The organism is Roseovarius autotrophicus (genome assembly GCF_018069895.1).
Taxonomy (GTDB): domain Bacteria; phylum Pseudomonadota; class Alphaproteobacteria; order Rhodobacterales; family Rhodobacteraceae; genus Roseovarius; species Roseovarius autotrophicus.
In genome coordinates this window covers 41,358-58,747 of the sequence record NZ_JAGQDH010000018.1, presented here as the reverse complement: position 1 = coordinate 58,747, position 17,390 = coordinate 41,358, and the positions used below count along the sequence as shown (strand labels likewise).

Annotated in this window: 16 protein-coding genes and 1 pseudogene; 6 read left to right on the top strand and 11 right to left on the bottom strand. The window is 60.4% G+C overall.

Annotated elements, in window-relative coordinates; translation table 11 throughout:
* Positions 1-1,081 (bottom strand): O-antigen ligase family protein (locus KAK09_RS14925; RefSeq protein WP_210879741.1); only part of this gene is annotated, 1,081 nt, incomplete at its 3' end.
* A gap of 201 nt (positions 1,082-1,282) precedes the next feature.
* Here KAK09_RS14925 and KAK09_RS19030 point away from each other — a divergent pair.
* Together KAK09_RS19030 and KAK09_RS14915 are read left to right on the top strand one after the other, a co-directional pair.
* The gene (locus tag KAK09_RS19030) at positions 1,283-1,768 is read left to right on the top strand and encodes an acyltransferase (RefSeq protein ID WP_272491273.1); all 486 of its coding nucleotides are present in this window, start codon (positions 1,283-1,285) and stop codon (positions 1,766-1,768) included.
* Complete coding sequence (locus KAK09_RS14915; RefSeq protein WP_210879739.1) at positions 1,765-2,343, top strand: VanZ family protein; 579 nt, start codon at positions 1,765-1,767, stop codon at positions 2,341-2,343. The genes KAK09_RS19030 and KAK09_RS14915 overlap by 4 nt, the downstream gene beginning before the upstream one ends.
* A gap of 47 nt (positions 2,344-2,390) precedes the next feature.
* Here the strand turns inward: KAK09_RS14915 and KAK09_RS14910 are convergent, their stop codons facing one another.
* The 7 genes from KAK09_RS14910 to KAK09_RS14880 form a co-directional block, all read right to left on the bottom strand.
* On the bottom strand, positions 2,391-5,270 hold the full coding sequence (locus KAK09_RS14910; protein WP_210879738.1) for a right-handed parallel beta-helix repeat-containing protein: 2,880 nt from the start codon (positions 5,268-5,270) through the stop codon (positions 2,391-2,393).
* 136 nt (positions 5,271-5,406) lie between these two features.
* Positions 5,407-6,789: an efflux transporter outer membrane subunit gene (locus KAK09_RS14905; protein WP_210879737.1), complete on the bottom strand. Its 1,383-nt coding sequence runs from the start codon at positions 6,787-6,789 to the stop codon at positions 5,407-5,409.
* 158 nt (positions 6,790-6,947) lie between these two features.
* On the bottom strand, positions 6,948-8,261 hold the full coding sequence (locus KAK09_RS14900) for an HlyD family type I secretion periplasmic adaptor subunit (protein ID WP_210879736.1): 1,314 nt from the start codon (positions 8,259-8,261) through the stop codon (positions 6,948-6,950).
* 11 nt (positions 8,262-8,272) lie between these two features.
* On the bottom strand, positions 8,273-10,006 hold the full coding sequence (locus tag KAK09_RS14895) for a type I secretion system permease/ATPase (protein WP_210879735.1): 1,734 nt from the start codon (positions 10,004-10,006) through the stop codon (positions 8,273-8,275).
* A 239-nt stretch (positions 10,007-10,245) separates the two neighbouring features.
* Complete coding sequence (locus tag KAK09_RS14890) at positions 10,246-10,839, bottom strand: VPLPA-CTERM sorting domain-containing protein (RefSeq protein WP_210879734.1); 594 nt, start codon at positions 10,837-10,839, stop codon at positions 10,246-10,248.
* Between the two features lie 297 nt (positions 10,840-11,136).
* A complete protein-coding gene (locus tag KAK09_RS14885) occupies positions 11,137-11,358 on the bottom strand; it encodes a hypothetical protein (protein ID WP_210879733.1) in 222 nt (73 codons plus the stop codon).
* A 174-nt stretch (positions 11,359-11,532) separates the two neighbouring features.
* The gene (locus tag KAK09_RS14880) at positions 11,533-12,543 is read right to left on the bottom strand and encodes a replication initiator protein A (RefSeq protein WP_210879732.1); all 1,011 of its coding nucleotides are present in this window, start codon (positions 12,541-12,543) and stop codon (positions 11,533-11,535) included.
* A gap of 476 nt (positions 12,544-13,019) precedes the next feature.
* On the opposite strand from KAK09_RS14880, the gene KAK09_RS14875 reads away from it, so the two are divergent.
* Both KAK09_RS14875 and KAK09_RS14870 read left to right on the top strand, forming a co-directional pair.
* Entirely contained in the window at positions 13,020-14,357 is a 1,338-nt protein-coding gene (locus KAK09_RS14875; RefSeq protein ID WP_418895539.1) for an AAA family ATPase, read from the top strand.
* A 90-nt stretch (positions 14,358-14,447) separates the two neighbouring features.
* A complete protein-coding gene (locus KAK09_RS14870) occupies positions 14,448-15,485 on the top strand; it encodes a ParB/RepB/Spo0J family partition protein (RefSeq protein WP_210879730.1) in 1,038 nt (345 codons plus the stop codon).
* Positions 15,486-15,628: 143 nt separating this feature from the next.
* On the opposite strand, the pseudogene KAK09_RS18825 reads toward KAK09_RS14870, so the two are convergent.
* Positions 15,629-15,745, bottom strand: a pseudogene (locus tag KAK09_RS18825) (integrase); the annotation flags it as partial.
* Between the two features lie 131 nt (positions 15,746-15,876).
* Between KAK09_RS18825 and KAK09_RS14865 the strand changes: the two are divergent.
* Entirely contained in the window at positions 15,877-16,119 is a 243-nt protein-coding gene (locus KAK09_RS14865; protein WP_210879729.1) for a type II toxin-antitoxin system Phd/YefM family antitoxin, read from the top strand.
* Positions 16,119-16,520, top strand: a complete 402-nt coding sequence (locus KAK09_RS14860; RefSeq protein ID WP_210879728.1) for a type II toxin-antitoxin system VapC family toxin — start codon at positions 16,119-16,121, stop codon at positions 16,518-16,520. Before KAK09_RS14865 ends, KAK09_RS14860 begins: the two co-directional genes overlap by 1 nt.
* Positions 16,521-16,695: 175 nt before the next feature.
* Here the strand turns inward: KAK09_RS14860 and KAK09_RS14855 are convergent, their stop codons facing one another.
* Positions 16,696-17,142 (bottom strand): TA system VapC family ribonuclease toxin, encoded by a 447-nt coding sequence (locus KAK09_RS14855; protein WP_210879727.1) that lies wholly within the window; start codon positions 17,140-17,142, stop codon positions 16,696-16,698.
* Positions 17,139-17,366: a hypothetical protein gene (locus KAK09_RS14850; protein ID WP_210879726.1), complete on the bottom strand. Its 228-nt coding sequence runs from the start codon at positions 17,364-17,366 to the stop codon at positions 17,139-17,141. The genes KAK09_RS14855 and KAK09_RS14850 overlap by 4 nt, the downstream gene beginning before the upstream one ends.
* Positions 17,367-17,390: the final 24 nt, after the last annotated feature.

Here is a 17,390-nt window from a genome sequence, read left to right as displayed (position 1 = left end):
CAGGAATGCCATAGCGAACGGCCATGACAAGCCAGAAATTGTCCATGCTACCCGAGAACATATACCAGGGACGAACCCAATCATTCAGGCCAATACCAAAGACAGGATTGGCCCAGACATTCACCATTCCCCATTCGAAGATGATCGACCGCCAGTAAGCATTATGTGCGGAAAAAGACGCATAGCTCAAGAGTACTATAATTGCTGACCGATTAGAGAGTACTTCCACAATGATGTAGGCGATTGCAAAAAGACCGACCAGAAGCCACCATCGCCAGCGAAGCCCCTTGAATAAAACGGCCCAAATTATCAAGCAGAGTTGAAGAACGATCGCAAGAAGAGCCCCGCTAGAAAGAGCGAGAAAGCCAGAAATCAGGATAATGCCGGAAAACATATACCGCCAGAAATCAGAAATCTGATCTCTGAGGGCAACAAAACACAAAGACATGGCGACAGAACAAAACAACCCGTAATGGATGGGGTGAGCAAACACGACCTGTGCCCGTTCCAACCCCATACGAGGTGGATTCTGGACATCTGAAACAGAAAACAAGCCGGGTATTCTGTTAATTGTCTCAATGATAATTGGCCGTCCGTTTATGCTTTCTATTACTGCAAAGGGAGCTGTGAAGACAACGATCATTACAATCCACCGGCACAGAGCCGAAAATGATTCCGGTGTCCTGATATAGGCCCGAGCAAGCAGATATCCGCCAAGAAACTCGACACCGACCGATCCAAACTGTGTAACGACCATGTCCGGATTGTTCATCGATAGCGCGATGGTCATCCAGATGATGTGCAGGATGAAAAGAACATCTATCGCAAAAATGCCGCCCATACGACCTGAAAGCAGGCGAAATACCAGCGGAATGATGAGCAGAATAAGATAGAGCCTGAGTCCTGTCATGAGCAATGGTCCAAGATTGAACCTGACCGGTGTTATGACAATGAGCAGATAGAGTGCGATAGGCAGCGGCAACAGGCTTTTCAGCGGGGCCGCGCCGGACACGGCAGACAGGCGCCCGGCTATGGTTCCGGGACGCTTGTTTCCATGATTGTGTCCACTGACCGTATCCATCGAAAACCCATTGACCAGAACTGTGCGGATGACATTCCTCTACAGCGTCATAGTGCCAAAATCTGGACAAGATAAGTGGAATCGGATGGCATTGCCGGTCACCGTCCTGATGGCGCCCCCGTTGCCAGCCATGCTATATCCATCGGCAAGCCGATCACGTTCCCAGCGAGTCCGAAGAACATGCCAACCCCGAATTCCATGATGCCTGCCAAGGCCCGCCGCCGTGGTCTCAACAAGCTGAGCGGCCTGCGCAACATGCTCATGGCATCGCGGCGCTTCTGGCTGACGCGCGTCTGGGGGATGGATATCCACCCGACGGTGCAGATGTCCTTGTCATCGAAATTCGACCGGACTTTCCCAATTGGCGTCCATGTCGACGCCCACAGCTTCATCGCCTTTGAGGCGCGTATCCTGACGCATGACCGGACACGCGGCATGTATCTGCACACCCGGATTGGCAAGAACTGTTTCATCGGTGGGCGCAGCCTGATCCTGCCCGGTGTCGAGATCGGAGACAATTGTGTGGTCGGGGCGGGTTCTGTCGTTACCAAATCCGTGCCTCCGCGATGCATTGTTGCGGGGAATCCTGCCCGTATCATCCGGGAGAACATCGAAGTCGGTCCCTATGGCCGGTTCCTGACGGCTGATGCCACCGAAAGCGCCCTCGCCGAAGCCGGTCTGACGTGACGCTTCTCTGGTTGGTGGGGCTGGCCGGGCTTGCGGCAATCTACGCTGCCTTGGTGACGGTTTGCATTCTGGGCCTCGGTCGCCTGCTGCGCCAGATGGAAATCTGGCGCGCAGCCCCTTTGCTTTGGGTGACCTTTTTCTTTGTGTTCCTTACACAACATCCTTTTCCGGATTTGCAGACCCTGGACTGCCCGGTGCCTTCAGCTACACCACAACTGAAACTTTTCAGGTTCTGGGATACGGTAGCCGTGCTTCGAGAGCAAGATCGCACCCTGATCGGCTGGCTGGGCAACCGGACAATTGCGGCGACCCTGATGAATTTCCTGATCTGCCTTTTCATCGGGTTGGCCTTGTCCCGGCATGTCAGGAGATTCCTGATTGCCATGCTGTTCGGAGCAACCCTGAGCCTGACAGTGGAGCTGACACAGCTCACAGGTATCTGGGGGCTTTATCCCTGTGCCTACCGGCAATTCAATGTGGATGACCTGTTTATGAATGTCCTGGGGATCATCGCAGGCTTTGTGATCGGTCGTGGGATATTGACCCGAAAGCTTTTGCCATATCCGGAAGGATAAGCTTTTCCGGATATGGCATCAGGGCCACGCAGCCAGGTGCGCGGGGATCAGACGAGAAGCGTTCCCTCTACCGTGCTGGTCTCGATGAAATCGAAATCGTCGCTCACCTGGAAATCATAGACCTGACCATCAAACCAGCGGTTCCAGGCGGTGCCCAGAGACCAGCCCGACTCCTGCCCACCCGCCCCGACAAAATCGAAGTCCGTGTTCTGCTCATCCAGGACCAGCACATCGTCCACCACGATCTGAAGCCTGTCCGCCTCGGCATCAACCATGACGATCACGTTGTGCCGGTCGCCATCGTCAAGACCGAGACCCGCAACCCGGAAGCCGTTGTTGAAGTTGCCGTCATTATTGGCGATCTGCACATGAAGCCCGTCACCTTCCAGGGTGAGCCCGATCTTTTGATGGTTCCAGACCAATCGCTCCGAACTTTTGCTGTTTTCATTCACGAAATCAATCGAGAAGGCGATCTTCTGAGAGGATTCGAAGTCTGTCAGACGTCCAAGAGAGACGTAATCTTTCTTGCCGTCGAAAGTGATGGCCGATCCGACCGGCGTTGTGACAACATGAGCGTTGTCGTGAAACGTGACCGTGTTCTGAATGTTCGCGAAGTCGAGCTTGAACCCGCCTTTCAGCAGGATCGGTTCGAGCGAACCGGAATCCTCCTCTGATGGGGTCTGTTCCCCCGAGTCCGGTTCTACCGGTTCGGACAGAGGCGGTTCTGGTGGCGTGACGGTCTCGCCCGGATCGTTTTCCTGCATGATTTCCTCTGATAGTGTCTCCACCGTCTCTTCCGGTGTCCTGTCTTCAACAGGGATGGCGGGTGCGGGCTGGGACGTATCTTCCTCTACCGGGATCGCGCGATCCAATCCTGCCACGGACCCGTCATAGAGCGGGAAATCAAACGCACTGGCCTTGAGAGAGAAGGCCGACAGTTCTCCGTCAAAGTTAGTCCCTCCCCAGGGGTTGCCGAAATCAAGCGCCCTCAGACCTCCGGCCAGAGAGCCGGTTACACTCTGTGACGCGACAACCTTGCCGTCGATGAGTATCTCGACAAACCCTGCCTCCCCATCGAACCGGACAATGATGTCATGACTCTGCCCATCGGTCACATCGACTCCGCTGCTTTTGAGTCGCAAACGAGATCCGTCCTCTGGAAACAGATCGAGTGAGAAATTCCCGTTCTGATCCACGCCGGTGATGAAACTTCCATGGATACGTGCGACCTCACCCCAGCTGTCGGCATGGCCTGCCTTCAGGGTCATGGAGAGCTCGAAGTTGTCATTACCGAAAAAGCGTGACAGTTCGTTGGGATCGATACTGGCCTGCTTGCCGGCCCCGCCCAGCTTGAGAGCCAGGCCATCCGCTGTCGAGCTCAATGGCAAGGCCCCGGCATCAAGTGCCCGCTCTTCACCAAAGGCAAGCGCCTCGAACCAACCAGATTCCGCGTCAAAAGCCAGGATATCGGCGCCTGCGATGCTTGCCTTGACCTGTGACAAGGATGTGGTTCCATCTTGTGCAATCACCTTGAGCGTGACGTCGTAATGCCCGGCCCTGGCGAACTCATGCGCCACGACCTGGCCTGTCGCCGTCGTGCCGTCCCCGAATGTCCAGATGAACTCCGCGTCTTCTTCCGAGACGAGACCGAACGGCCCCACCGTCAGCGAGGCGTCGAACACCAGTGTCTGGGCCGAGGAAGCGTCGGAACGCACAAGGAACTGGGAAAACATTCCATTCGACACATCGGAAAACTGGGCAGCAGTCGAGCCGGCATTCAGGGATTCGATATATCCATTTGGCAAGATAATATAACTGTGTGCCCCATTCACTGCATCCAGAGACGATGTGATGAAATGTTCAAAATACTCTGAGGGCTGCAGTAACGCATTGGATGCAACGCTCCAGTCGGATTGTCCATTGAATCCATTGATAGCAGCAGTGATGTTTTCTTCTATCACAACTGATTTCGAATCTGGACTTACGTTGATCTTTGGTATTGTTACCGATCCCACCGCACCGTGCATTTCTCCTTCGACGTGCAGGATAGTGTTATTGCGAACAACCAGCCCATCGGTTTCACCAACGGTAATGCCATGTGTTTGAGCATTGTAGATCGTATTATTCTCAATAAGAATATTCTGATAATACATCTCCTCCCCGGCCAGTCCTCGATCAACCATATCGTTTCGCATAAAAATTGACTGTGTGAGAGATCCTTCGCCTATATCTAGGATATTTCCCCTTATAACTATATCAATGCTTGGAGTAGTGCCCCCGTTCGTCCAGAACTGGATCATATCCATGTGATCCGGGGAATCCGGAGATGCCTTGAAATCATGAAAATAGTTGTTCTCTATTATCACTGATGTGACAGAAGTGAAATTAATTCCATCGGAGCGTAATGCGTAAAGCTCGTTACCAGAGAAATCGATAGTATCTGTTTCTCCAAAAGTCGCGCCCCGGTGCCAATCATAAAACTCGCTATCAATAACAGATATGTTGGAGGATCCTCGTACGACCAGGCCTTTTCCATACCCATATCCATCATCAATCTCGGAGACTCCACTTGCGAGATCGCCATCAAAGATCGAATTCTTGATGGTAATGTTGTCACTGCCCGCCGTAATCATGAAGGGACTTGCCCAAAGTGGATCACCCAGCGAGAACTGGTAATCGAAGACGATACCGTCGAAGGTCAAGTTGGACACCCCGCGCAAGTCCATCCCCGAAAAACTCGCCGGTTGCTCGGCATCTGCGGAACGGATTGTCACTTCTCCGTCGAACGTGACATTGAACGGCGTCCTACCATCGATAAGCGTCAGGTTGCCATAATCCCCCCCCGCCAGCTCGATCGTGTCGCCGCCCTTGGCCGAGGCCAGGGCTTTCAGGAGTTCTTCCGAATTCGAAACCGAGAAAATCGTCATGGCTGACTCCGCCTGTGTCCTGCGTTGAATCTGACTTCAATCGCGGAGAAGAAAGCAGGAAAGATTGATCTATCTGAGACCACACTATGGCGGAAGGATGGTGTGGATCGGGGGCACCATCCGGGCGGCAAATCGCCTATCCTGGCTCCCCCGCCCCGTGCCCCGACCCCAGATTCACGTTCAGCGCAACAAAGCTGCGGCCGGCGCGGCGGAGGGTGGCGGCGAGGGTGGTGTTGGCGCTGGAGACGTTCTGTTCGGCATCGATCAGGTCGCGGATGGTGGCGCCGTCGCGGGTGACGATCTGGCGGGTCAGCGTGACCACCTCCTTGTAGAGCCGCACCGTTTCCTCCGCCGAACGCTGTGCTGACAGGGCGGCGGCATAGTCGGCGAGCGAGGTCTCCACGTCGCGGATTGCCTCGAGCACGGTCAGTTTCCATTGCGTATGGGTCTGGCGGACAAGCGACTCGCGCTGCTCCACATTGGCGCGGCGCGCGGTGTTGGGCAGGATCGGAAAGGTGAGTGCGGGGCCGAAGAAATACTCGGTGCCCGCCGCGCCCGAGAGCGAGCTGCGCGTGATCGTGCCGCTCAGCGACAGTTGCGGATAAAGATCGGCGCGCGCCGCAGCCACATCGCGGAAGGCGGCGTAATAGCGGCGCTCGGCCACGCGGATATCGGGCCGGTTGCGCAACAGATCGGCCGGAATTCCCACCTCAGGCGACAGCGACACGCGCGGCTGGCGCACGCCCTTGTCGAGGTCGATCCCGAGCGTGCCGGGCACCTTGCCGGAAAGCACGGCGATCTCGTTGCGGGCGGCGTCGATGGCGGCGCGGATCGCGGGGATTTCCGAGCGGGTCTCGGAGACGAGCGCGCGCGCCTTGACCACATCGACCTGGGTCGCGGCATTGCCCTGTTGCAGCCGCTCGATCAGCTCCAGCGTCTGGCGGCGCGAGGCCAGTTCCGACTGACGCAGGGCGAGGCTGGCCTGCTGGTAACGCAGATCGACATAGGCATTGGCGATATTAAGCAGCAACAGAAGCCGCGCGGCATCGACCTCGGCATCGGCCACCTCGATGCGCGCGCCTGCCGCGTCGATCTGTGCGCGCCGTCCACCATAGATATCGACGATCCAGTCGAACCCGAGCGAGGCACTGGCGCGGGTGTCGGTCCGGCCGTTCTCGTCGCGCTCGCCGCGCACACCGGCCCGGGGCGAGAGAAAGGCCGATTGCGGCACACTGCGCTGGATCGCCTCGGCCTCGGTCACGCGCTCGCGGGCGATATCGAGACTGAGATTCCCCGCCAGCCCCGTCTCGATCAGGGCGTCAAGAGTGGGATCGTTGAAGGATTTCCACCAATTGGCATTGCTGAGCAGCACCGGTGCCCCGGCCTGCGCGGATTTGTAGGAAGACAGGAAGGAAAAGGCGGGCGCGTCATAAGGCACATCCGAACAGCCCGCCAGAAGCGCCAGCCCGGTCAGAACGGAAAATGCGCGGGACGCCCTGCGCCGACCCTGGCCCGTCATGAAAATATCCTGCCTCACTGCCCATGCGCCCCGGTTTCTGGCACCGGTTTGTCACATGCGGCCACTCCCGCCCAAGATGGCGCAAAACCCGTTTGAAAACAAGGTATCCTGCATGAAGCTGCGCCATTGTGCCCCTGCCGCATCACCGCAGGGCAGGTTCAGTCATCGCGGAAGGCGCGGCGCAGCTGGTCGCTGAGCGGACGGGTGAGATAGCTCAGCACCGTGCGTTCACCGGTTTGCAGGAAGGCCTCGATCGGCATGCCCGGCAGAATCTCGTGGCCCTCGAGCCGCGCCAGTTCCTGTGGGGCGATGGCCAGCGTCACCCGGTAAAAGCTTTGCCCGGTCACCGGATCGAGCACACTGCTGGGCGAAATGCCCGAGACCGTGCCGAAGATTTCGGGCGCACTGCGCGTGCTGAAGGCGCTAAAGACCACCTTGGCGCGCTGTCCCTGCGCCACCTGGTCGATCGCATTGGGATCAACCCTGATCTCAAAATCCACCCCGTCAGAGACCGGCACGATCTGCATGATGGTCTCGCCCGGCGGGACCACGCTGCCCGTGTTGAAGATCTGCATCTCGTGTACAATCCCGTCCACCGGCGACAGGATCTCGATCCGGTCAAGCTGTTTGCGGGCGGTGACGATCTGCAACAGCAGTTCCTCGCCCTCCATCACCTTCCTGCGCAGGTCGGTGACCACCTGTTCCTTGAACTGCCGCTCGGATTGCAGGATCTCGAGCTCGGTATCACGGATCGAGTTGCGGATCCGGGCCAACTCGGACTGATGTTCCGCGATCTCGCCCAGAAGCCGCGAGCGCGCGCGTTGCAATTCCAGCACCTGCCCCTCGCGCGCCAGCCCGTCGGCATGGAGCGCGCTGACATCGGCCAGTTCCTTCTCCAGGAATGCCAGTTGTTCGCGCTTGGCGGTGATCAGGCCGTCAACACCGGAAATCTGGTTGTGGAACTGCGCGATCTTCTCGGCCAGCTGATCCTTGCGGCCCTTCATCACCTCGCGGCGGGCCTCGAATATCTCCCGCTGTCCGGCATTGATCTGCGCCAGCGGCACCCCGTCGAGATAGGCCATGTCATAGTCGAAGACGAGCGGCGCGCCGGTCACCTGTTCGGCGCGCAGGCGGCTGATCTCGGCGCGGGTCTCGGCAAGGCGGTTATGATACATCTCGAGATTGATCCGCAACAGCGTGGGATCGAGCCGCAAGAGCACATGGCCCGCCTGCACCAGATCGCCATCGGAGACACGGATTTCCTCAACGATGCCGCCATCAAGGCTCTGGACCATCTTGGGTTTGCCACGCACCACCGCCGAGCCAGAGGCGATGACCGCGCCGCTGATCTGCGTGACATAGGCCCAGCCAAAGACCAGTGTCAAAAGCATCAGCCCGGCCAGGATGCCGAAACGGCCCGCGCTCGTGAGGTCGGTTTTCAGGGGTGGGGCGGAAAAGGCGTCGGCGGTCATCGGTCCGGTCCTCACTGTGCCACGATCGAGACCGGGCGGGGTGCAGGGCGCAGCACCTCGTCCTTGTCACCGAATTTCGCCATCCGCCCCTGATGCAGCAGCAGCACCTTGTTGACGGCGGCAATGGCGCTTGGCCGATGCGCCATGACCACCACCACGCAGCCACGGGCGCGCATGGTGCGGATCGCCTCGGCCAGGGCATCATCGCCATCGGCGTCGAGATTGGAATTCGGCTCGTCCAGCACGATGAGGCGCGGCGCGCCATAGATCGCGCGGGCCAGCCCCAGCCGCTGGATCTGCCCACCCGAGAGGGGCCGCGTCATCCGGTCCATATGGGTGGCATAGCCGTCGGGCAGGCCAAGGATCATCTCGTGCACGCCGGCGATGCGCGCGGCCTCGATGATATCGGCATCTTTCGCCTGCGTGTCGAAACGGGCGATGTTCTCGCCGACACTGCCAGGCAGCATATGCAGGCTCTGCGGCAGATAGCCGATATGGCGGCCAAGCGCCTCGGGCGCCCATTGATCGAGCGTCGCCCCATCAAGCCGCACCTCGCCCGCATCCGCCACCCATACCCCGACCAGCAGCCGCGCCAGCGTGGACTTGCCCGCCGCGCTGTTGCCGACCACGCCCAACCCGTCACCGGGGGAAAGCGCGAAACTCACCCGATCGAGGATGCGCGGCCGGTCGGCCCCGGCCTCGGGTCCGGCGGGGGGGGCAAGTTTGGTGAGCGCCGTCACCCGCAAATCACCCGTGGGCGCGGGCAGATTGACCCGGGGCTTGTCGGCGGGCAGGTGTCCGAAGATCTCGCGCAGGCGCTGATGCGCCTCGCGCGCACGACCGATGCCGCGCCATTGCCCGATCACCTGATCGACCGGGGCCAGCGCCCGGCCCGCGATGATCGAGGTGGCGATAATCATGCCCGGCGTGATCTCCTGACGCAGGGCCAGATAGGCCCCCAGCGTCAGAAGCGCCGATTGCAGCAGCAGCCGGAAGGATTTCGAGAAGGCGGCAAATCCCTCGGAGCGATCGCTGCCCACCTGCCCCGCCGCCAGCGCCGCATCATGCAGACCCCGCCAGCGCGCCACCAGCCGTTCGCGCATGCCAAGCGCATGCAAGGTTTCGGCATCGTTGCGCGCCTGTTCGATCAGGCTGCGCTCGGCCCCTTCCAGCCCCATGGCGCGATGGATCGATTTCTGCGCCAGCACCTGATTGAACAGCGCCGCCGCCGTCACCACCCCTGCCCCGGCCAGCGTCAGCCAGCCCAGCCAGGGATGGATGAAGAACACCAGCCCCAGAAACAGCGGCATCCAGGGCAGATCGAAAAGCCCGGTGATCGCCGGGCTGGCCATGAAGCCACGCACCAGTTCGAGATCGCGGACAGGCTGCGCGCCGGGATCGACCCGGACCCGCCCCCCCGCCGAGCCTGCCCGCAGGGCAAAGCGCAGCGCCTCCTCGCCCACCTGGGCATCGAGCCGCAGCGCCGCCCGCGACAAAAGCCGCGCGCGCAGGAAATCGTAGAGGCCCAGAAATCCGTAGAGCAGGATGACGATGGCAAAGAGCCCGATGAGCGTTGGCACCGAACCCGACGAGAGCACCCGGTCATAGACCTGCAGCATGTAGACCGGCCCGGTCAGCATCAGAAGGTTGATGATCGCGCTGAACACCCCCACCAGGACAAGGGTGCCACGCAACCGCCGCCAGGCGCCAAGATAGGCGTTTTCCACCTGTTTGCTATGCCGCATACTGCTCTGCCATTTCTTGCCCCGCCAGTGTTTCGCCCCGGACAGGTGACAATCCGATCTTTTACCGTGTGATTGTTTACAACATTTCCGCAGCGGCGTGGCGAATTTGTGGCGCAAAGCCGGTGATCAGCCGGCTTTCGCACAGAACGCACGGCAAGGGCAGACAGGGCCACCCCCCAAACGCAAACAGCCCCCGTGACGGGGGCTGTTCAGAACATGTGCGCGTGAGTAGGGCCGTATCAGGCGGCCTTGCGGCGGCGACGGGCCGCGAAACCAAGACCCCCAAGTGCTGTGAGCAGCAGGATACCGGCGGCGGGCACCGGGATCGGCGCGACGCCAAACTCGGTGTAGTGGCTCAGACCCGCGCCCTGTCCAGGAAGAGACTCCCATCTCAGCTCAAGAAGGCCACCCGAGAGGTTCTTGACCAGGGTGGTCTCGGGGTCTCTCCCGATCTTGAGAAGAATGAACAGTGCGTCGGTGGAGAAGGTGAAATCGTCACCATTCTGAGTTCCGCTCAACTCGGTCTTGAAACCCTCATCCTTGGAGAAGTCAGACCCGGTATTGGCATTCACCCAATCCGCCTCGGCTTGTGCAGAGTTGCCGACACTGAAAAGGCGCCCTTCGACATTGCTGAACACGCTGTTGATGACAGGATCCCCATCGACAAACTCCGTGTAAAGAACTTCGCAGAGCAGATCACAGGTCAGATCAGCCCGCTGTACGCCATCAGTGGAGTTCGTAATTGGGATGGTTGCGGCAATGGCACTACCAGCGGACAGCGCTCCTGCGGCGACCACGGCACTTGCCAGGATATTCCGAATACTTTTGATCATTGTCTTCACCTCGCTACAAAAGCGGATCCAGTTGATTATGCATTGTGGCTAACCAGACCACCTGGATCGCCGAATAGTTCCACATCACATTTTCGCCTTATTTTCGCCTCAAGTCAAAGAAACTTGGGGGTCAAAACGGAATTGCAACCTATACGGGATTAATCGCGTGTTCCGGCGGTCGGGATGCACGTCTGCGGCGAGCGTGTCGGCAAAATGGAAACAGTTGTTCCCGGTATGGCAGCGATGCGGGTGTCAAGGCCCCGGCGAGCGATTCGATTGCCTGCGGGGAATGCGCGCTCAGCCGCGCTGCGGACCGGCCAGGGGATAGGCCTCGGCGGGCTCGGCGCGGTCCTTGGGATCGGTGCGCAGGGCCATGATGGTTGCAAGAACCAGCACAGCGAGCACGCCCGTGCCGGAATAGATCAGCAGCGCGATCCAGATCGACTGCCCCAGAAGCACCGCCCCCAGGGCCGCAGCGGCGCCAAGCACTGTGGCGACAAGGATCAATCCGACGATCATGCAACACCTTCCCGGAAATACAACTCAGGATTGAGATTAGGTTCTCAGGCTCTACCTGTAAAGATAAGAATTCATTGAGGCGAAAGCCAAGCACGATTGCGGCAGGATTTTGTCAGCAAATCGTGACCTTGCCCGAGGGCCACGCCCTCCCTGCCCGGGTCGCCCCCATCCCCCTCAGGCCCGCTTGCGCACCCAGCCCAGAAAGGCCGCGTCGGGGCTGCGCAGGCGCGGGCGCCCGGTCGTCACCCACCATGCGCGCCAGTCGGCCTCGAGCGCATGGGCATCTGCGCCGGGGATCAGGCGGCGCGCCTCGGCCAGCGCCTCGGGGCTTGGATGCGGCCCCTCGCCGGGGGCGAGCACCACCTGGCGCGGGCGCACATGGATGATGTCACCCGGCTCTTCGGCGAGATCGTAATCGGGCAAATGATTGGTGGCGATCATGTCGCGGATCATCCGGCGGAACACCCGCAACGGCGAGGCCGAGCCGGATTTGTGCGCCAGCACGGGCAGCGAGATGCGCCAGCCCGGCTGATGGCCACAATGCTTGCGCGCGAGTTCATAGACGCGCCGCTCCAGCGGCTTGCGCAGGCGGAAATAGTCGCGGCTGAGCGTGAGAACGGATTTCGCCAGCACCGCCCGATAGAGCCACTCGGCCAGCGTCACCCGTACCGAAACCATCCGTCCGCCCCTTGTGCGCCGCTGGATCTGCCAGGTCTCGATGAGGCCGAAGCCGGTGGTCGTCTCCACCTCTGTGGTGGCAATATTGGTGGTGATGCGCGTGCCCGCCAGCCTCTCGAACGCCTCCACGAGGCGGCGATAGCCGTCGCCAGAGGTCTCGCGATTGGTGGCCACCAGCAGATCATGGGCGCGCAGATGCACCGTCCGGCTGACCGGGCGCCCGGCATTGAGCGCAGCCATGATCTGGCTGATGCAATAGATCAGGATGTCCTTGTCAAAAAGCGTCGCCCGCCCCTTGACCGAGGGTGTCACGGTAATGGACACATCGTTGTGGCGATAGGACAGCACCCGCAGATCGGCGCGCGTCGAGAGCGAGAAAAGCGGATGCTCCATCGACGCAAGATCGTCCTTGGGCAGCGCATCGAAGATATCGCAGACAAAGAAATCGGCCGTCGGATGACGCTCCGGCAGCAGCTCCTGCCGCTCTGATCCCGCGTAACTGCCCATGCCCCCAGCCTGCTCTTGTCTTTCGGGGTTTCATTATCACCACCTTATGCGGGCACCCGCGAACACGTCCAGCGTTTCGGGCGCGGCGATCGTGGCTTCGGAATCGCACGATCGTGGCTTCAGAGTCGCCCTATCGTGGGATCGGATTCACCCAGGGACCAAAATGGACCAGATTTCTGATTAAGAACAACTAGATAGCAAAAAGACAAATAAGCGTAACTAATAAATAACATATCATTAACACCGGAATTTTTTGGCACCTCGCCCTGAAAGAGATCCGGCACCCGGTCAAACCCCCTGAATTTGCCGGGAAAATACAAGGAAGAGGCCGAATCGCCTTGCTCCAGCATATGAGAATATTCCCATGTTCGCATTTTCGCGGTATATATCGCAAAACAGCGCATATGAGGCACATCGTGGCACGCGACGGAACGACACCCCTGCCCCCCTATTTCAACATCTCGCCCGATGCCGCGATGGCCGATCTCGATCCACCGCAACTGACCGGCGATTTCGAACGGATCGCGGCAGCCTGTCGGCGCGGGCGTGAGGATCTCGCCTCGCGCGGGCTCGACGAGAGCGGTGCGCGCAAGCTGCGCCTGTTCTCGACCTGGGAGATCACCCGCTATCTCATCCCGATCGCCACCGCCCATTTCCGGCGTGTGCTCAAGGCCAATCCCGATCTGCCGCAGGGGCGGTCGGAAACGGAAGGCGGTGCCAAGTGGTTCACCCTCGACGAGGTGCTTCGGCTGCGGGCGCATTTCGCGGCGGAAGGATCGAAGACCAAGGAATACAAACCCTGGCGCCCCGAGGGGCTGCCCGCCAAGATCGTCGCGGTCGCCAATTTCAAGGGTGGTGTGGGCAAAACCTCGACTGCGGCGCATCTGGCCATGTCGGCGGCGCTCGATGGCTATCGCGTGCTGGTTGTGGATCTCGACAGCCAGGGCTCGATGACCTCGATCTTCGGAGGAGCGGTCGAGGATGAATGGGGCACGGTCTTTCCCCTGCTCGCGCGCCATTACGGGCGCCACCTCCAGGAAGAGAACCGCTTGCGCATGCAGCGCAACGAAGCGCCCCAGGCGATCGACGATACGCTCGCCGAGGCGATGAAGCTGCGCGCCCAGGACCTGATCCAGAAGACCCACTGGCCCAATATCGACCTGATCGGCGCACAGCTCAATCTCTACTGGTCCGAGTTCCAGATCCCGGTCTGGCGCATGGCCGCGCGCAGCTGGAAACTCTGGGAGGCGCTGACCGAAAGTCTCGAGGCCGATGGCATCCTGCAGGAGTATGACCTGGTGTTCCTCGACACGCCCCCCGCGCTTGGCTATCTCACGATCAACGGGTTGGCGGCGGCCGATATCCTGCTGGTGCCGCTTGGGGCATCTTTCCTCGAATTCGACTCCACGGGCCGGTTCTTCGAGATGCTCCATGCCACCTTTCAATCCATCGAGGAGGGCGAGAACATGGCCGCCCGGGCTCTGGGCCGCGAGGGGGTGCGGTTCGAGTGGGATGCGGTCCGCGCGCTCATCACCCGTTACGATGCCGGGCAGCAGGCCGAACTGGCGGGTCTCATGCAGGCCTATCTCGGCCATGCGCTTGCGCCGCAGCGACAGGATTTCACCGCCCTGATCGGGCAGGCGGGCGAGCAGGTCAGCGGTATCTACGAGGCCGATTACCGCGACTTCAACCGTGAGACCTATATTCGCGGGCGCGAAACCTTCGACACCACCTATGCCGCCTTCAAGAAGCTGCTCTTTGGCGTCTGGCGGCGCGATCAGATGGCTGCGGCTGAAAGGGAGGTCGCGGAATGATCCGGCACATGTCTGCACTGCCCCGCCCTTCCAGATGTTTCGCATGCGAAACATTCGGGCAAACACCCCCTGCCCTTCGGGAGGCTTGCCATGGCAAAGCGTAAACGTCTTGGCGGCCCGCTTCAGGATTATCTGACCACATCGGAAGCGCCGGTGCCTGTTGCGGGGGCAGCCCCGATCGCCCGGGTGGCGGGCGAGGCCTCGCTTACGGCGGCCTTCGAAGAAGTGAGCCGCGAACTGAGTACCGCCCGCAACGAAGGACGGCTGGTGCAGCGCCTGCCGCTCGAGCGGATCGAGGCCACCTGGCTCATGCGCGACCGCACCCATCCCGGCACCGGGAATGATCCGGATTTCGCCGCCCTTCTCGACAGCCTGCGCCGCAACGGTCAGCGCACCCCGATCGAGGTGGTTGATCTGGGGCAGGGGCGTTTCGGGCTCATTTCCGGCTGGCGGCGTCTGACCGCACTGACCCGGCTGCGCGACGAGACCGGCGAGGCGCGTTTCGACACTGTTCTTGCCCTTTTACGCCAACCGGCAAGCTCGGAAGAGGCCTATGTCGCCATGGTCGAGGAGAACGAGATCCGGCTTGGCCTGAGCTATTACGAGCGCGCCCGGATCGCGGCCAGGGCGGTCGAAGCGGGGGTGTTCCCCTCGACCAGGGTGGCGCTGCAATCGCTCTTTGCCTCGGCATCGCGTGCGAAACGCTCCAAGATAGGCTCTTTTCTGGCCCTTTACCATGCTTTGGGGGATGCGGTGCAGTTCCCGCAGGCCCTGACCGAGCGGCTGGGGTTGGCTTTGGCCAAGGTGATTGAAGCCGATGACAGCGCCGGTGCGCGGCTTCTTGCGCAGCTTGAAGACGTCAAAACAGACACTGTTGAGGCAGAACAGAGCCTGATTTCAGCGTTTGTCGAGGGCGAAACCGCCCAGTCTGCGCAGGGATTGACGGCGTCGGATGGCATGGTGCGGCGGCGTGAGCCGAAAACAGTCTCTATCCCGGCCAAAAACGAGATTTGTCCCGGGGTTTTTCTCACCCAGAACAGAGTGGGTTTGCAATTGTCGGGGCCGGCGGTCGATCCGGCGTTTCGCAACCGGCTGGAAGACTGGCTTCGGGGGATGGCGGAGGAATGAGACTGCGTCCCAATGTTTCGCATGCGAAACATTGGGGGATTGGGGCGCGACCCATGCCAAAGCTTACAGCCCTGCGGCCCTGGTCAGATTGACGCGAAACCGCTCGCATCTGCGCTGCTGGCCAGACCGGTACGCAGACTGTGCGCATGTTTGCGCCTGATGCCGGCCAGGACAGTCGCAACATGGCGATCCTTCCAGTCCAGCACATAGCCCAGGCCGGACAAGCGGCGCTCGGTCGAGGCAACCGAAAGGGCAGCGGATGATTGGCCATGTTCATCATGGGTTTTCCCAACCCGATTCAATCTGCGGCAACCTGTGGGTTGGATGCGCCTTGACATGATCAAGTTGAGACATCATCTATCTAGCCAGAAAGCTAGACAGGTAAAGCGCGATGTGGACGGTTCAGGATGCAAAAAACAAGTTCAGCGCGGTAGTCGACGCCGCGCTTGCCGGAACGCCGCAGGAGGTGACGCGCCGTGGCAAACCAGCGGTGGTCGTCCTTTCTGCAGATGAGTATCACCGACTCCTGAAGGGGGCTGTGAAGGCGCGCGAGAGCTTTGCCGAACATCTGATGGCATTTCCCGGTGGAGATCTCCCGCGCGCCTCGGCCGCCCCGCGTGACGTAAGTTTCTGATGTACATTCTCGACACCAACGTCATCTCGGCCGTGCGTCGTCCGGACCGTGCTCCCCAGGTGGCCGCGTGGTTGCGTGGAAAGGCTGAGCAGGATCTTTTCCTGAGTGTCATCACGCTGGGCGAAGTCGAGCGAGGCATTCGCCAGCAAGAGACCCGCGACCCTGCGTTCGCCAGCGATCTCCGCATCTGGCTCGATCGGACGGTTTTGCTGTTCTCGGACCGGCTGCTTGCCTTCGAGGCCGAGGATGCGCGCATTTGGGGACGGCTCTCGGCCGAGATCGGCCATAACGGTGCCGATCTGATGATAGCCGCGTCGGCGCTACGCCATGGCGCGATCGTCGTGACCGGGAACATCAATGACTTTGCTCCGACTGGTGCTGTGTTGGAGAATCCATTCTAGACTGAATGCCCTGCGGGGATGCGGTGTCGATAGGGTCAGCGATCTCGCCGAACTCTTCTCGGTCTCAAGGCCAACTATCTACAGAATTCTACAGCGTGCAGGATCCAAAATCAGCGTATATTCTGTCCCCTCCGGCATCAGACCCAATGTGGTGCTTTTCGTGCAGGTCATTAGGTCACGCCCGCTTTCCGCTGGGGATGAGGTGAAGCGCTGTCTTGCCCTCCTTGACGGCTTCCACAGAGAGCCGACGATCGAAGGTTGCCAGCAGGCCGCTGCGGTGGCTAGCGAGGGCCAGCAGATAGGTGTCTGTGACCTGCGCCGCGGTCAGGATACGTGCGGGATCTATGATGTCGGACCCGACCAGGCTGAAGTCTTCGGCCCAGAAGGTGTGGCCGGGAAGACCGCGCAGCTTCTGGACGATATCCGAGACGACGGCCGGCGAGCCCGGCGAGTTCGGATATTTGGGATTTCCGACAATGCGAAGGACGCCGTTTTCCGTGATGGGACAGGTCGCCCAGGCATGCCGGCCAGTGCTGGCGAACCAGGCATGCGCATCGTCATGTGCGACATGCGCGGGATCGATCAGGGCGATCAGGACGTTGACATCGAGAAGATAGGTCACGGTGCCTCATCGCGAAGCGCGTTTACCATGTCCAGCGTGACAGGGGCTGCGTCCGGGCGCGACGCCAGAAGCGGAATGCCGTTGCGCTCGGCGCGGGAGACGGGTCGTTGCAAAGATCGCCGCGCAAGCTCGGAGACGACCTCGCCGAGGGTCCGGCCCTGCTGCCCCGCAATGGCCTTCGCCGCGAGCAGAACATCGTCATCCAGAGAGAGAGTGGTTCGCATGGATTTCCTGTCGTGCATCAATCA

Excerpts from the sequence above, each read along its gene's own strand:
- KAK09_RS14910 (WP_210879738.1), bottom strand. The coding sequence starts at position 5,270 with ATGACGATTTTCTCGGTTTCGAATTCGGAAGAACTCCTGAAAGCCCTG.
- KAK09_RS14900 (WP_210879736.1), bottom strand. The coding sequence starts at position 8,261 with ATGACCGCCGACGCCTTTTCCGCCCCACCCCTGAAAACCGACCTCACG.
- KAK09_RS14875 (WP_418895539.1), top strand. The coding sequence starts at position 13,020 with ATGGCCGATCTCGATCCACCGCAACTGACCGGCGATTTCGAACGGATC.
- KAK09_RS14905 (WP_210879737.1), bottom strand. The coding sequence starts at position 6,789 with ATGACGGGCCAGGGTCGGCGCAGGGCGTCCCGCGCATTTTCCGTTCTG.
- KAK09_RS14895 (WP_210879735.1), bottom strand. The coding sequence starts at position 10,006 with ATGCGGCATAGCAAACAGGTGGAAAACGCCTATCTTGGCGCCTGGCGG.
- KAK09_RS14850 (WP_210879726.1), bottom strand. The coding sequence starts at position 17,366 with ATGCGAACCACTCTCTCTCTGGATGACGATGTTCTGCTCGCGGCGAAG.
- KAK09_RS14890 (WP_210879734.1), bottom strand. The coding sequence starts at position 10,839 with ATGATCAAAAGTATTCGGAATATCCTGGCAAGTGCCGTGGTCGCCGCA.
- KAK09_RS14870 (WP_210879730.1), top strand. The coding sequence starts at position 14,448 with ATGGCAAAGCGTAAACGTCTTGGCGGCCCGCTTCAGGATTATCTGACC.
- KAK09_RS14885 (WP_210879733.1), bottom strand. The coding sequence starts at position 11,358 with ATGATCGTCGGATTGATCCTTGTCGCCACAGTGCTTGGCGCCGCTGCG.
- KAK09_RS14860 (WP_210879728.1), top strand. The coding sequence starts at position 16,119 with ATGTACATTCTCGACACCAACGTCATCTCGGCCGTGCGTCGTCCGGAC.
- KAK09_RS19030 (WP_272491273.1), top strand. The coding sequence starts at position 1,283 with ATGCCTGCCAAGGCCCGCCGCCGTGGTCTCAACAAGCTGAGCGGCCTG.
- KAK09_RS14865 (WP_210879729.1), top strand. The coding sequence starts at position 15,877 with ATGTGGACGGTTCAGGATGCAAAAAACAAGTTCAGCGCGGTAGTCGAC.
- KAK09_RS14880 (WP_210879732.1), bottom strand. The coding sequence starts at position 12,543 with ATGGGCAGTTACGCGGGATCAGAGCGGCAGGAGCTGCTGCCGGAGCGT.